The sequence below is a fragment of the Kaistia sp. 32K genome (assembly GCF_016629525.1).
GTDB lineage: Bacteria > Pseudomonadota > Alphaproteobacteria > Rhizobiales > Kaistiaceae > Kaistia.
Window position 1 is genome coordinate 4268305 of sequence record NZ_AP024269.1, and the last position, 14901, is coordinate 4283205.

The following is a 14901-nucleotide window of genomic DNA, read 5'->3' on the forward strand; positions in this document are numbered from 1 at the left end:
CACCAACCGTCGATGCGAGTATCAACAGCCGGGTCCGGCCGGTTATTCGGTCGGCAGGTCCGGCATGCCGCAGGGCTCCGGAACATTGCGGATTGCATCACGGGAACCGATGCGACATTGCTATGACATGGGAAACTGGACCGTACGCTGCCAGTAGGCAGCCGGAATTGGCCAAATGGGAATGAGTACGCTGCCCCTCTCGACTCGCTTCGACACCGTCACGCTGACCATCGACGACGCGCTCGAATTCGCGCCGCTGCTGGCCGCCTATGTCCAGGACATGAAGCGCGGCGCGCCGCGTCATCCGGACCTCTATTATGCCGAAAGCCTGCTGCGCGACCGCACCGCCGAGATCCTCGGCGCCCGCCTCGACGGCACGCTGGTCGGCTTCGCCGTCTTCTACGACCTGCCGGACGCGATGAGCGGCATGCGGGTCGGCCAGCTGGAAGACCTGTTCGTCATGCACGATTCGCGCGGCCGCGGCGTCGCCCGCGCGCTCGTCGAGGCGCTCGCCCGCAAGGGGCGCACGCGCGACTGGCTGTCGCTCCGCCTGATGGTGCCCGAGGGCTCGCAGATGCGGACCTCGTTCGCCGAGACCGTCGGCAAGAAGGCCCGCCTCGACAGCTTCGTCGTGCAGATCGACCGCGGCCGCGCGGCGGGCTGACCCTCATGGCAAGGATCGATCTCGACGCGCTGAAGGCGCCTTCGCTCGACGATTTCCAGGCGCTCGGCCAGGCCGCGCTCGACGGCCTGCCGGCGGAGTTCCGCCGGCTGACCGGCGATATCGAGATCCGCGTCGACGATTTTCCCGACGACGAGGCGCTCGACGCGCTCGGCATCGAGTCGGAATTCGACCTGCTCGGCCTGTTCCAGGGCGTCGGCCTGGCGCATGCCTCGGCGGTCGAGCACACCGGCATGATGCCGAACCGCGTCTGGCTCTACCGCCGGCCGATCCTCGACTACTGGGCAGAGCATGACGAGACGCTGGGCGCCATCGTCAGCCATGTTCTGATCCACGAGATCGGCCATCATTTCGGCCTCTCCGACGACGACATGGAAGCGATCGAGGAAGCGGCCGGCTGAGACGACGCCCGAGCGCGAAACAAGCCGAAAGCCTTGACCTAGGCTGGTTTTCGGCGCATTTACCGCCGTCTGAACGGCTAATTGGGATGATCACCATGGAAAAATTCACGACGATGACCGGTGTCGCGGCTCCGCTGCCGCTGATCAACATCGATACCGACATGATCATTCCGAAGGACTATCTGAAGACGATCAAGCGCACCGGCCTCGGCAAGGGCCTGTTCGCCGAGATGCGCTTCAACGAGGATGGCAGCGAGAATCCGGACTTCGTCCTGAACAAGCCGGCCTACCGCCACGCCTCGATCATCGTCGCGGGCGACAATTTCGGCTGCGGCTCGTCGCGCGAGCATGCCCCCTGGGCGCTGCTCGACTACGGCATCCGCTGCGTCATCTCGACGTCCTTCGCCGACATCTTCTACAACAACTGCTTCAACAACGGCATCCTGCCGATCCGCGTGTCGAAGGAAGACCTCGACAAGCTGTTCGACGACGCCAACCGCGGCGAGAACGCGCGCCTGACGGTCGACCTCGAGGCGCAGGAGATCCGCGGCCCCGACGGCGGCGCGGTGCATTTCGACATCGACCCGGCCCGCAAGGAGAAGCTCCTGAGCGGCCTCGACGACATCGGCCTGACGCTGGTCAAGGCGCCGCGCATCGAAGCCTACGAGAAGACCACGGAAGCCGCCCGCCCCTGGGCCTGAGACGTTTCTCGACCGAATTGAAAAAGGCGTCCGGAGCGATCCGGGCGCTTTTTTTGTATTTGGCTGGGACGGCGAGCGCGTGGGACGACAGAGCGGGGTCCTGCAACGCCGCCGATTGAGGCACCGCCCACGCCCCACCCTCGCCGTCATCCCGGCCTCCGAGCCGGCAACTGTGTCGTCACGGGTTGAATGCGACGCGTTGCCGGAGCATGGCGTTGGCGATGACGAGGATCTTTCTGGCGATGGCGATGAGGGCGACCTTGGGTGACTTTCCGGCGTTGGTCATGCGTCGGTAGGCATCCGAGAAGCGTGGCTCGATCCGGGCGGCGCAGACGGCGGCCATGTAGAGGGCCTCGCGGACACGCCGTCGTCCGCCGTGGATGCGGCGGCTGCCGCGGAACTGGCCACTGTCGACATTGTAGGGCGCCAGGCCGGCCAGGGCAGCGATGGTCTTGGGCGAGCGCTGGCCGAGTTCGGGCAAAAGGGCGATCAGCGTGACGCTGGCGACGGGGCCGACGCCAGGGATTGAGCGCAGCCACCGTTCGGCTTCGGCGAGATCGGCCGAGGCCTGGATGCAGGCCTGGATGGTACGCTCCAGCGCGGCGATCCGAAGGTCGAGCCAGGCAAGGGTCTCGCGGATGTCGCCGGCGATCTCGTCGGTGCATCCTTGCTGGCGGGTGCGTTCCTGCTTGCGCATGGCGACGAGCTGGTCGCGGCGCTTGTGCAGCTCCGCTAGGCGGTCGCGCTCCGGGGAACGCGGCTGACGGGTCGCGGGACGGAGCGTCTGGGCCATGGCGGCGAGCCTGCGCGCGTCGATCCGGTCGGTCTTGGCGAGAATGCCGGTGGCGCGGGCGAAGTCACGCGCCCGGGCCGGATTGACGCGGACGAAGGCGATGCCGGCCTTGGTCAGGGCCTGGGCGAGGACCCGGTCGTAGGGACCCGTCGCCTCGAACACGACGAGAACATCGGTACCGCGCCAAGGCTCGAGCCGTTGCGCGATCGCCTCGGCCTGATTGGCGATGCGCTCGGCCACGCCGACGGCGCCGTCGAACAGATCCAGATGCGCTTTGGAGATGTCGCAACCGACAAAGCCAGGGTGTATCTTCATGCTGCCTATCCCTGTGCTGCGAGGTCCGTCACAGCGGCCTCGATCAACTGTTCAGGCTGGGTATCGAAGCAGGCGGACGAGGACCGGGCCGGCTCACGGTCTCGAAGACCTGGGATCCAACGATCTCTCGTCCGCCACCCATCCTCGCACAGCTCCAACACACAGGGATCCATTCAGCCGAGGCATCGGGAGGCTCGCACGCCCTGCGGCGCGGCTGTATGGATCCCTGCTCGCAGGGATGACGGGGAGTGGGTGGGACCGTCGAGCTAGGTCCCGCGACGTGTCGGGGCGAGCGGATAGACCGGGCCAGTTCTGCGACGCCGCCGATTGAGGCACCTCCCCCGCCCCGCCCTCGCCGTCATCCCGGCCTCCGAGCCGGGATCCATTCAGCCGAGACATCGGGAGGCCCGGCGACCGGCGGCGCGGCTGTATGGATCCCCGCCTTCGCGGGGATGACGGCGAGTGTGTAGGACCGTCGAGCGGGGCTGGAAGCGCCGGGTTGAGGCACGACGGCGTTCGCCCCCTCCGCCGTCATCCCGAGTTCGAACGCCCCCTACCCCCGCGCGGCGATTGCCTCGGCGAGCCGCAGCAGCCTTTGCGCCATATCGGCGTGCAGGCGCTCGACCATGCGGCCGTCGACCATGACGACGCCCTTGCCGGCGTTTTCGGCCAGGTCGAACACGCCGGCGATGCGCGTCGCCCGGGCGATCTCTTCCGCGCTCGGGGCAAAGGCCGCGTTGGCGCCGTCGACCTGTCTCGGGTGGATCACCGTCTTGCCATCAAAACCGCAGTCGCGGCCCTGTCGGCATTCGGCCGCGAAGCCGGCTTCATCGGCGATGTCGTTGAAGACGCCGTCGAGGATGCCGATGCCGGCCGCGCGCGCGGCGGCGAGCGCCGTCATCAACCAGGGCAGCATCGGCGCCCGGCCCGGCACCTGCCGCGTCCCCGTCTCGCGGGCGAGGTCGTTCAAACCGAGCACCAGCATCTCGAGCGGCAGCCGTTCATCCCGCGCCGTAGCGATGGAAAGCGGATCGAGAACGGCCAACGGCGTCTCGATCATCGCCCAGAGCGGCAGCGCGGCATCCGGGGCGAGCAGCGCGCGAACCCTGGCGAGATCCTCGGCGCGCGAAATCTTCGGCAGCAGGAGGGCGTCGGGACGGGCGGCAGCGATGGCCGCCAGATCGGCTTCGATCCACGGCGTCCCGAGCCCGTTGGCGCGGACGACGATCTCGACCGGCGAACCCGCCTGGCGGAAGGCCGCCACCGTCTCGACGGCGCGAGCGCGGGCCGCGTCTTTCTCCGCCGGCGCGACGGCGTCCTCGAGATCGAGGATGACGACATCGGCGCCGAGCGACGGCGCCTTGGCGAGCGCGCGCGGGCTGGAGCCCGGCACATAGAGGGCGGAACGGCGCGGACGGATCGACGGCATGCAGGCTTCCCGGTCAGGTGACGGTCGCTCCGGCATGCCGGAAATCGGACCTCGCCGCCAGCATAGGCGCGGGAGCTGCGAAACGGAATCGAGCAGGCTCGAACCTTTGACCGAAGCGGATACCAGTTCGCGTCCAGAAAACGCGACCAAACAAAAGGTTAGAGCATTCCGTCATTTCCACGAGACGATGAAATGCTCTAGCTTCGCACCGCCGCCAAGAGCCGCAGCGCCGCAGGAACCATGCGCCCATGACCGAGCCGACCATGACCGAGCCGACGACCATCAAGCCCGCCATCCTGGTCCTTTCCTCCAGCGTCGTGCGCGGCGCCGTCGGCGGCCGCGGCGCGGTGTTCGCGCTGGAGCGCTTCGGTCATCCCGTCTGGTCGATGCAGACGGTGACGCTGCCCTGGCATCCGGGCCATGGCCGCGCCAGCCGCGTCATCCCCGACGAAGCCGCCTTCGAGGCACTGATCGACGACCTGATTCGCGCGCCCTGGCTCGGCGAGATCGGCGCGATCCTGACCGGCTACATGGGCGCGGCGAGCCAGCCCGCCGCCGTGGCGAGGCTGGTCGACGCCGTCAAGGCGGCGCGACCGGACGCGCTCTATCTCTGCGACCCGGTGATGGGCGACGCCGGCATTCTCTATGTGCCGGAGGCGACGGCCTCCGCGATCCGCGACCATCTCGTGCCGCGCGCCGACATCCTGACGCCCAACCCGACCGAGCTCGGCTTCCTGACCGGCAATCTGGCGCTCCCCGCCGAGGCGCTGCACGCGGCAGCGACGAGCCTGCCGACGCCGCGCATCGCCGTCACCTCCGCCGCCGGAACCGAGGGCGAGATCACGACGCTCTTGGTCTCGCGCAACGGCACCGGCCACGACACCATCCAGGCGAGCCACGCGGCAATCGGCGGCCGCGTGCCGAACGGCACCGGTGACCTCTTCGCCGCTTTGTTCCTCGCCCGCCTGGTCGGCGGCGCCTCGGATGCGCAGGCGCTGCGGCTCGCCACCGCCGCCGTCGCCGACGCGATCGACGCGGCCGCCAGCCTCGGCGCCAACGAGCTGCCGCTCGCCACCATCCAGGACCAGTTGCTGGCGCCGAAGACGCCGGTGCGGATCATCCCGTGACCCGCGTCGTCGGCGTCGACGGCTGCCCGACGGGCTGGATCGCGGTCTCGATCGCCGCCGAGGGGCCGGTCGAGCCGATGGTCCGCATCGTTCGGCATTTTGCCGAACTGGTCGCCGAGGCGGAAAACGCCGTCATCGCCGTCGACATGCCGATCGGCCTGCCCGACTTCATCGGCGCGGAGGGGCGAGGCCCCGAGCGACTGGTTCGTCCGAAGCTCGGCCCCCGCCAGAGCTCGGTCTTCTCGGTGCCGTCGCGAAGCGCCGTGATGACCGAGGACTATCGCGAGGCCTGCGCGGTCGCGAGCGCCACCTCCGAGCCTGGCCGGATGGTCGCGAAGCAGTGCTTCCATATCTTCCCGAAAATCCGCGAGATCGACGCCGCGATGACGCCGGCGCTGGAGGCGCGGGTGTTCGAGGTGCATCCCGAGCTCGCCTTCTGGCGGCTGAACGGCGAAGCGCCGATGAGCCTGCCCAAGAAGGTGAAGAGCCGGCCCAATCCGGACGGGCTCGACCAGCGCCGCGCGCTGCTGGTGCGGTCGGGCTATGCGCCCGGCGATCTCGCCAGGCCGCCGCGCGGCGCCGGCGCCGACGATCTCCTCGACGCGGCGGTGAACGCCCTGATCGCCCGGCGCATCCTTGCCGGCAAGGCCGAGAGCTTTCCGGCCGAGCCGGGGCGCGACGCCAGGGGTCTCCGGATCGCCATCTGGGCCTGATCCGGCCGGCCGGACAGCGCTGCTGCAAATTGTCTCGACCCGTGCGGAAAACGCGTTTATTGGATCGCTAGCCTTATGCTGCACTGCATGAATTCGTAGGCGGCCCCCCTTTGGAGCACCACCCGATGGCCAAGGCCCTAGACTTCCCGTCCCGGCTCCTGCGCGGCTACGCAGCCTTCCGCGACAACCGCCTGCCGCAGGAAAGCTCGCGCTACAAGGTCCTCGCCGAGACCGGCCAGCGCCCGCAGACCATGATCCTCGGCTGCAGCGACAGCCGCGCCGCCCCCGAGACGATCTTCGACGCGGCGCCGGGCGAGCTCTTCGTCGTCCGCAATGTCGCCGCCCTGGTACCTCCGTTCACGCCGGATGGCGAGCATCACGGCACGTCGGCGGCGATCGAATTCGGCGTGATGGGGCTGAAGGTTCGCCATCTCGTCGTCATGGGCCATGGCCGCTGCGGCGGCATCACCGCCTATCTGGCAGGGCGCGAGGCGCCGAACCTGCAGGCGCCGAACGATTACATTCACAAGTGGATCTCGCTGTTGAAGCCGGCCGAGGCGCTGATCTGCGAGGATCCGGCCGAGGCGGCCGACCGCCAGCGCGCGATGGAATTCGCCTCGATCCGCCAGACGATCGAGAATCTGCGCACCTTCCCGTGGATCAAGAGCCTCGAGGAGATCAACGAGCTGGAGCTGCACGGCGCCTGGTTCGACATCTCGACCGGCGAGCTCTACCTCCTCGACAAGGAAACCGGCCGCTTCACCGTCCCGGAAGAGATCGAGGCGTAATTTCGGTTCAGGACTCCAGCGCCGTCTTTGCCTGAGACAGGCGCTGCATCGGCGCCCTGCGTCCTTCGAGACGCCCCTCCGGGGCTCCTCAATGCCTAGCCCGTAATTCGGGGGACGCTCTCCTTTCACCTCTCCCTGAGGGAGAGGTCGACGGCCGAAGGCCGGCGGGTGAGGGTTTACGGCCTCGCCGGAGGGTCTCCATCATCTTGCCGCTTCATCCGGAGGGTTCCCTAAACCCTCACCCGGAGCTTCGCTCCACCTCTCCCTCAGGGAGAGGTGAGGAAGCGGGGTGCCACCTCGGTGCTGGGAGACAGTCACTGCGGAACGTGACTCATCCGCGCCTGGGGCATCTTCGCGTCAGCTCCCATTGAGCGGTGAACCCGGCGGCATGGATCCCGGGTCAAGCCCGGGATGACGGCGGAAGCGGGGGATAGGGCGCCGCGAAGTCGGCCAAGGCATTTGAGGACAAGGCGCGGGCCCTGCCCCAGGCTCCCGTCATCCCTGCGATGCGCATTCCCAAAACTCGACCATCATCCTGAGGTGCCCGGCGAAGCCGGGCCTCGAAGGAGCGTCCAGGGAACGCGGAGACTGCGGGGCGGACTTTGTCTGCAAGGTGCCCGCTGGATCCTCCTTCGAGGCTTCGCTCGCGCGAAGCACCTCAGGATGATGGCGGAGTGGATCGATCGGCCTGGAAGTCTGAGAGGTGGCGAGCGGCCGTCCGCCGCCTGCAGCATCCATCCAGGCCCGGATGTCGATTATGGGCCGGATTCCGAAAAGCCCCCCAGAAGCCCAACCAGCGTCCCATACGAAAAAGGCGCGACCTCGCGGCCGCGCCTCTTCAAATATATGGCTCCAGAGAGCCGAACGATCCGCCTCAGGCGGCCTGCTTCTTCGGCTGGATCAGCTTGCGGTTGACCAGCACTTCGGCGATCTGCACGGCGTTGAGCGCAGCGCCCTTGCGGAGGTTGTCGGAGACGACCCACATGTTGAGGCCGTTCTCGACGGTGGCGTCCTCGCGGATGCGCGAGATGTAGGTCGCGTCCTCGCCGGTCGCCTCGTAGGGCGTGATGTACTGCTCTTCTTCCGGATTATCGATGACAAGGCAGCCGGGCGCCTCGCGCAGGATGTCGCGCGCCTCGTCGGCGGTGATCGGCTTCTCGAACTCGATGTTGACGGATTCGGAGTGCGAGACGAACACCGGCACGCGCACGGCGGTGCAGGTCAGCTTGATCTTCGGATCGAGGATCTTCTTCGTCTCGGCCATCACCTTCCACTCTTCCTTCGTGTAGCCGTCCTCCATGAAGACGTCGATGTGCGGAATGAGGTTGAAGGCGATGCGCTTGGTGAACTTGGTCGATTCGATGGGATCGTTGACGAAGACGGCGCGGGTCTGCGTGAACAGCTCGTCCATGCCTTCCTTGCCGGCGCCGGACACCGACTGGTAGGTCGAGACGACGACGCGCTTGATCGTCGCGACGTCATGCAGCGGCTTCAGGGCTACGACGAGCTGCGCGGTCGAGCAGTTCGGATTGGCGATGATGTTGAGCTTGGAGAAGCTGACAATGGCGTCGGCATTCACTTCCGGCACGATCAGCGGCACCTGCGCGTCGTAGCGCCAGGCCGAGGAATTGTCGATCACGACGCAGCCCTGCGCGCCGATCTTCGGCGCCCATTCCTTCGAGATCGCGCCGCCGGCCGACATCAGGCAGATGTCGGTGTCGGAGAAATCATACTGGTCGAGCGGCTTCACCTTGAGCGTGCGGTCGCCGAAGGAGACTTCGGTGCCCTGGCTGCGGCGCGAGGCCAGCGCCACGACCTCGTCGGCGGGAAAGCCGCGCTCGTCGAGGATGGAGAGAATTTCGCGGCCCACATTGCCCGTGGCGCCGACGATCGCGACCTTGTAACCCATTTTTTCCTGCTCCTTGTCCGTCTCTCTCCCCCACCGCACGTCCGCGGAAAACCCGCGCCCGGTCGGCCCCGCTTCCCTCGGGGCCCCGAGGGAGAATGGGGGCACGGGAGGGACGATCAGGCAGTCGTCGTGGTTTTCGACGTTTTGGGCGTGGTGGAGATGCGCATGACGGCCGTGCTTGTCCGGGTGACGGAAGCCACCTGGTCGATTAGGATCGAAAAAGCATCGGCGTGCGCAGTCATCGGTCTACCCGAATGAGATTGGCGCATCTTCTGCCGCCAAACCGGCCAGAAGTCAACGGAGGCGAACGGCTTGAGCGTTTTGATGGCCTTTCCGAAACCGGCGCTCGTGCTGTGCGCCGCCCTCTCCGTCGTCCTCTCGGTAGCCCAATGGACCGGATCGGCCGCCGCCCGGGCCGGCGAGCGCGTGCCGGAAAAGGAGATCGAGAAGTCGCTCTCCGGCGTCACGCTCGACGGCATCTACAACAACGGCGCCTTCTTCAGCGAGACCTACAACGAGGACGGCTCGGTCCGCTATCACGACATCGACGGCTCCGACAGCGGCCAGTGGTCAGTGCAGGCGGGCAAGTTCTGCACCTTCTACGAAAGCCAGCAGGGCGCCTGCTTCTTCGTCGAGCGCGACGGCCCCAACTGCTTCACCTTCTTCGTGCCCGACGAAAAGGGCGGTCCGAATGCCGGCCCGGCCAAGGAATGGACCTCGCGCGGCTGGGACCGGCGCAAGCCGTCAACCTGCCCGACCGCGCCGGAAATCCGGCTCTAGAGACGGCATCCCCCTCAGCGCGTTCGCGCCAGGGCGAGCCAGACGCCGCCGCCGATCAGGCAGGCGCCGCCGATGCGCGCGACCAGGCGCGAGCGCGCCTCGGTCAGAAGGCGCCCTGCCCGGCTGGCGAGGATGGCGAAGGTGCAGTCGTTGATCCCGGCGACGGCGAGCGCGGTCACGCCCATCAGGACGATCTGCACCACCTTGTCGCGGTTCGGATCGATGAACTGCGGGAAGAAGGCCCCGAAGAAGAGCAGGATCTTCGGATTGCTCAGCGACACGACCATGCCCTGCAGCAGGAAGCCGCCGCGCGGCGGCGCGGGCGCCCGCGCCATCGCGATCCCCTCCGAGCGAAACATCTTCCAGCCGAGCCAGACGAGATAGGCGGCGCCGGCCAGCCGCAGCCAGTCGAACCAGTGACCGGCGGCGACGATCAGCGAGGTGAGCCCGATCGCCGCGACGACCACCATGATGGCGAGGCCGAGCTGGGTGCCGGCGACGTTGAGCAGCCCGGCGCGGGCGCCGTGCCGGAGGCTGTTGGCGACGATCAGCGTGACCGTCGGCCCCGGTATGATGGCGATGACGATGCAGGCGGCGACAAACGCCGCATAGGTTTCGAGCGACATGCCGTATTCCTCCAGACCGCGAGGATGGCATGCCGCAACGTCATCGCAAAGCGCGGACGGTCAGACCAGCGCCTCGAAGGCGGCGACGTCGGCCGCCGTCAGCTGCCAGTCCGACGCCTTCGCGTTGGCGGCGATCTGCTCCGGCGTCGTCGCGCCGGCGATCACGGACGGCACCGAATCCTGCGCCAGCAGCCAGGCGAAGGCGAGTTCGAGCACGCTGTGGCCCCAGGCGGCGGCAAAGGCGTCGAACTTCTCGACCAGCACCATGTTGCGCGGCGTCAGATAGCGGTCGCTCAGATGCTTCCAGGCGCCGAACCGGCTGCCGGTCGGGAGCTCGCCGCGGCGATACTTGCCGGAGAGCAGGCCGCTCGCCAGCGGGAAGAACGGGATCAGCGCCAGCTTCTCCTCGCGCACCACCGGCAGCAGCTCCTTCTCGATCGTGCGCTCGACCAGGCTGTATTCGTCCTGGCTGGAGACGAAGCCGCGATAGCCCGCCTTGCGCGCCGCCGCCTGCGCCTCGCGCAGCTGCTTCGGCGTGAAATTGGAGGCGCCGTAGTAGCGGATCTTGCCCGCGGCCACGAGATCCTCGAGCGCGCCCAGCGTCTCCTCGATCGGCGTATGCGGGTCGGGCTCGTGCTGCTGGTAGAGGTCGATGCGGTCGGTCTTGAGGCGCTTCAAACTGGCCTCGACGGCGCGGGCGATGTAGTCGCGCGAGGCGCGCTTCGTCTCGGTCGCCCCGGCGATCGGCTTGCCGAACTTGGTCGCGAGCACGATTGCGTCGCGCCGCGATCCCAGCACCTCGCCCAAAATGCTTTCCGAGCGGGTATCGGCATAGATGTCGGCGGTGTCGAAGAAATTGATGCCCGCGTCGATCGCCGCGTCGATCACCTGCCGCGATGCCTCGAGATCGATCCGCCCGCCGAAATTGTTGGTGCCGAGACCGATCACCGAAACTTCGAGATCCGTGCTGCCAAGCCTGCGCGTCCGCATTGTCCTGCCTCTTGATCCTGGTCCGAATTCGGGTCCGATCGGCTATCTAGGGTGTCGATGGCCGCCGGACAGTCTTGTCTTGATGCCGGATCGCCGCGCCCGCGCCCTGACCCGCAGCCGGGACAGCCGTCAGGCAGCCGAACGATATCGCGGGAGCATCCGCCTCGCCGAAGCGTTCCGCAAGGAACTTCTTGACTTTTGCGCTGCATCATCCACTTATTGCGAATAATTCGCATTATCATTTTGGACGCAACGTCGTGCGGACGGTCAATGAAGAGACGGGCGAGGTCGGCGGATGGCGCCGCGCCCGGGGCATGCCCTCGCTTTCCGAAGTCCATGGTTCGATCCCCGTCGCAGAGACCGGTCCAAACTGGCGCAAGGCCGCCGCCTTCCTGGGCCCCGGCTATCTCGTCGCCGTCGGCTATATGGACCCCGGCAACTGGGCGACCTCGATCGCCGGCGGCTCGCGCTTCGGCTACACCCTGCTCTTCGTGGTGCTGCTGTCGAGCCTGATGGCGATGATCCTGCAGGCGCTGGCCTCACGGCTTGCCATCGCCACCGGGCGCGACCTGGCGCAGGCCTGCCGCGATGCCTATCCGGCGCCGGTCGCGGCGCTGCTCTGGCTGCTGGCGGAAGTCGCCATCTGCGCCACCGACCTCGCCGAGGTGATCGGCACGGCGATCGGCCTCAATCTGCTCTTCGGCATCCCGCTCGAGATCGGCGTCGTCATCACGGCGCTCGACGTCTTCCTGGTGCTCTATCTGCAGACCAAGGGATTCCGCTGGGTCGAGGCACTGGTGATCTCGCTGCTCGGCGTCATCGCCGTCTCGTTCCTTGTGCAGATCGTCATGGCCGATCCGAACTGGGGCGACCTCGTCCGCGGCTTCGTGCCGAACCCGGAGATCGTCAGAAATCCGGACATGCTCTATCTGGCGCTCGGCATCATCGGCGCCACCGTCATGCCGCATAACCTCTACCTGCATTCCGGCATCGTGCAGACGCGCGCCTATCACGCCGACGACGAGGGCAAGCGCCAGGCGATCCGCTTCGCCACCCTCGATTCGACCCTGGCGCTCGTCTTCGCACTGCTGATCAACGCCTCGATCCTGGTGCTCGCGGCTTCCGCCTTCCACGCCAAGGGCTCGACCGAGGTGGTCGAGTTGGACAAGGCCTATGCGCTGCTGCACCCGCTGCTCGGCTCGTCGCTGGCGCCGACCTTGTTCGCGATCGCGCTGCTCTGCTGCGGCCTCAATTCGACCGTCACCGCCACCATGGCCGGCCAGATCGTCATGGAGGGCTTCCTCAACATCCGCCTGGCGCCGTGGCTGCGCCGGTTGATCACGCGCGGCCTCGCCATCGTCCCGGCCGCGGTCGTCACCATCCTCTATGGCGAGAGCGGCGCCGGCCAGCTCCTGATCCTGTCACAGGTAATCCTGAGCCTGCAGCTGCCCTTCGCGGTGATCCCGCTGGTGATGTTCACGGCCGAGCGCCGCAAGATGGGCGCCTTCGCCGCGCCGCGCTGGCTCTCCGCCATCGCCGGCATCGTCGCGGCGGTGATCATCGTGCTGAACATGAAGCTGCTGTTCGATTTCATGGCGGGCGGCGGATAGGCGCCATCCGGGAAGGCACAAAAATCCCCTCCCCCTTGTGGGGAGGGTTAGGGAGGGGGTACCGGCTCCGCCCCTGCAAGTAGAGTACCGTTCGAAGACACTTCCCCGCATCGAGGTGGCACCCCCACCCCGCCCTCCCCACAAGGGGGAGGGGGAAGGAAGCGGCGCCTGCCCCCCGCTCGTCGTCATCCCGGGGCGGATCCATGCAGCCGGGTTGCGTGCCACGTGAAACGCCCGAAAACCCGGCTGCATGGATCCCCGCCTTCGCGGGGATGACGGAGCCCTTTTTAGAGACGACGCGGGATGGCCCCCTGAAAGCCGCAACAAAAAAGCCCCCGTCCGAACCGGACGGAGGCTTCTCTGAATTCACCCAGTAAGGCCGGCCCTTACATCACGGCGCCGATCTGCCACGGCACGAATTCCGCGTCGCCATAGCCGAGGTCTTCCGACTTCGAGTGCTTGCCGGAAGCGACCGCGACGATCTCGTCAAAAATCTCCTGGCCCTTTTCCTCGATCGAGACGCCGTCGAGGACGTCGCCGCAATTGATGTCCATGTCTTCGATCATGCGGTTGTAGACGTCGGAATTGGTGGCGAGCTTGATCGAGGGCGTCGGCTTGTAGCCGGCGGCCGACCCGCGGCCCGTCGTGAAGACGATCATGTTGGCGCCGGACGCGATCTGGCCGGTGACGGCGGCCGGATCGTAGCCGGGGCTGTCCATGTAGACGAAGCCGTGCGTGTCGACCGGCTCGGCATATTTGTAGACGCCGCGCAGCGTCGAGGTGCCGCCCTTGGCGGCGGCGCCAAGCGACTTCTCGAGAATGGTCGTCAGGCCGCCGAGCTTGTTGCCGGGCGACGGGTTGTTGTTCATCTCGCCCTGGTTGCGCTCGGTATAGTCTTCCCACCACTTGATCAGGTCGACCAGCTTCTCGCCGACCTGGCGATCGGCGGCGCGGCGGGTGAGCAGGTGCTCGGCGCCGTAGATCTCCGGCGTCTCCGACAGGATCGTCGTGCCGCCGTGGCGGACGAGGATGTCGGAGGCGTGGCCGAGCGCCGGGTTGGCGGTGATGCCGGAATAGCCGTCGGAGCCGCCGCACTGCAGGCCGACCATGATCTCGGAGACCGGGGTCGGCTGGCGCTTGTAGGCGTTGGCGGCCGGCAGCATGTCCTTGATGACGGCGATGCCCGCCTCGATCGTCTTGCGGGTGCCGCCAGTCTCCTGGATCGTCATCGTCCGGAAGCCGTCATGCTCGACGAGATTATACTGCTTCATCAGGCGCGGGATCTGGAACACTTCACAGCCGAGGCCGACGACGAGCACGCCGGCGAGATTCGGGTGGCTGGCATAGCCCCACTGCGTGCGCTCGAGCGTGTCGTAGCCCTCGCCCGATCCGCCCATGCCGCAGCCCTGGCCGTGCACGAAGGAAACGACGCCGTCGACGTTCGGGTAGTCCTTCAGGATGTCGGTGCGGTTGAAGGCGTCGGCGATGTAGCGGGCGACCGTCGCCGAGCAGTTCACGCTGGTCAGGATGCCGATGTAGTTGCGCGTGCCGACCTTGCCGTTCGGGCGATGGTAGCCGTCGAAATGGCGACGCTCGTTGAACGGCAGCAGGCCGTCGTCATGCGCGCCTTCCGCGAACTGATAGTCGCGGTCGAACTCGGACATGCCGCAATTATGCTCGTGCACCCACTCGCCCGGCGCGATCGGCGCCTTGGCGAAGCCGATGATCTGGCCGAACTTCAGGATCGGCGCGCCCTCGGCGATGCCGACAACAGCGATCTTGTGGCCCTTCGGCACGCGCTGGCTGGCGGTGACGCCCTCCACCACCGATCCCGGCAGGATCGTGTCGATGGCGACGCGGACATTGTCGGTGGCGTTCAGGCGAAGGGTTCTGGGCTGGGCAGCGGTGGTGACGCTCATCGGACATCTCGAAATAGGAGTGAGGCGATGGGCTTCATGCGGCGGACCGCGCAAGGCGCGCGTCACCGATGAAGCCCCTCAGCTGGCTTTCCGGGTGAAATCTTCATTCACCAGTGAT

General features: G+C 67.2%; 14 protein-coding genes. 8 read left to right on the plus strand and 6 right to left on the minus strand.

The genetic code is table 11. The features are described from left to right. Positions 1-181: 181 nt before the first annotated feature. From K32_RS19790 to leuD, 3 genes are all read left to right on the plus strand, one after another. Entirely contained in the window at positions 182-664 is a 483-nt protein-coding gene (locus tag K32_RS19790; protein WP_201401154.1) for a GNAT family N-acetyltransferase, read from the plus strand. A 5-nt stretch (positions 665-669) separates the two neighbouring features. Next, a complete protein-coding gene (locus tag K32_RS19795) occupies positions 670-1083 on the plus strand; it encodes a metallopeptidase family protein (RefSeq protein ID WP_201401155.1) in 414 nt (137 codons plus the stop codon). 95 nt (positions 1084-1178) lie between these two features. Next, on the plus strand, positions 1179-1784 hold the full coding sequence (gene leuD / locus K32_RS19800; RefSeq protein ID WP_201401156.1) for a 3-isopropylmalate dehydratase small subunit: 606 nt from the start codon (positions 1179-1181) through the stop codon (positions 1782-1784). Positions 1785-1962: 178 nt separating this feature from the next. Here the strand turns inward: leuD and K32_RS19805 are convergent, their stop codons facing one another. Together K32_RS19805 and K32_RS19810 are read right to left on the minus strand one after the other, a co-directional pair. Next, a complete protein-coding gene (locus tag K32_RS19805) occupies positions 1963-2892 on the minus strand; it encodes an IS110 family transposase (RefSeq protein WP_201401157.1) in 930 nt (309 codons plus the stop codon). Positions 2893-3445: 553 nt separating this feature from the next. Further along, positions 3446-4321: a CoA ester lyase gene (locus tag K32_RS19810; RefSeq protein WP_201401158.1), complete on the minus strand. Its 876-nt coding sequence runs from the start codon at positions 4319-4321 to the stop codon at positions 3446-3448. Between the two features lie 248 nt (positions 4322-4569). Here K32_RS19810 and pdxY point away from each other — a divergent pair, with 248 nt between their 5' ends. From pdxY to K32_RS19825, 3 genes are all read left to right on the plus strand, one after another. Beyond that, positions 4570-5448, plus strand: a complete 879-nt coding sequence (gene pdxY, locus K32_RS19815; RefSeq protein WP_244669633.1) for a pyridoxal kinase — start codon at positions 4570-4572, stop codon at positions 5446-5448. Next, positions 5445-6161 carry a DUF429 domain-containing protein gene (locus K32_RS19820; protein WP_201401159.1) on the plus strand — a complete coding sequence of 239 codons (717 nt, stop codon included), beginning with the start codon at positions 5445-5447 and terminating at the stop codon, positions 6159-6161. The genes pdxY and K32_RS19820 overlap by 4 nt, the downstream gene beginning before the upstream one ends. Positions 6162-6286: 125 nt before the next feature. After that, positions 6287-6949: a carbonic anhydrase gene (locus tag K32_RS19825; RefSeq protein WP_201401160.1), complete on the plus strand. Its 663-nt coding sequence runs from the start codon at positions 6287-6289 to the stop codon at positions 6947-6949. Positions 6950-7823: 874 nt separating this feature from the next. Here the strand turns inward: K32_RS19825 and K32_RS19830 are convergent. Further along, on the minus strand, positions 7824-8858 hold the full coding sequence (locus K32_RS19830) for an aspartate-semialdehyde dehydrogenase (protein ID WP_201401161.1): 1035 nt from the start codon (positions 8856-8858) through the stop codon (positions 7824-7826). 312 nt (positions 8859-9170) lie between these two features. On the opposite strand from K32_RS19830, the gene K32_RS19835 reads away from it, so the two are divergent. After that, positions 9171-9638, plus strand: a complete 468-nt coding sequence (locus tag K32_RS19835) for a hypothetical protein (protein ID WP_201401162.1) — start codon at positions 9171-9173, stop codon at positions 9636-9638. Between the two features lie 14 nt (positions 9639-9652). On the opposite strand, the gene K32_RS19840 is transcribed toward K32_RS19835, so the two are convergent. After that, complete coding sequence (locus K32_RS19840) at positions 9653-10264, minus strand: LysE family translocator (RefSeq protein ID WP_201401163.1); 612 nt, start codon at positions 10262-10264, stop codon at positions 9653-9655. A 60-nt stretch (positions 10265-10324) separates the two neighbouring features. Beyond that, positions 10325-11254 carry an aldo/keto reductase gene (locus tag K32_RS19845; RefSeq protein WP_201401164.1) on the minus strand — a complete coding sequence of 310 codons (930 nt, stop codon included), beginning with the start codon at positions 11252-11254 and terminating at the stop codon, positions 10325-10327. A gap of 314 nt (positions 11255-11568) precedes the next feature. On the opposite strand from K32_RS19845, the gene K32_RS19850 reads away from it, so the two are divergent. After that, complete coding sequence (locus K32_RS19850) at positions 11569-12864, plus strand: Nramp family divalent metal transporter (protein WP_244670009.1); 1296 nt, start codon at positions 11569-11571, stop codon at positions 12862-12864. 386 nt (positions 12865-13250) lie between these two features. Here K32_RS19850 and K32_RS19855 read toward each other — a convergent pair whose 3' ends face one another. Continuing rightward, on the minus strand, positions 13251-14783 hold the full coding sequence (locus K32_RS19855; RefSeq protein ID WP_201401166.1) for a UxaA family hydrolase: 1533 nt from the start codon (positions 14781-14783) through the stop codon (positions 13251-13253). Between the last annotated feature and the right edge of the window lie 118 nt (positions 14784-14901).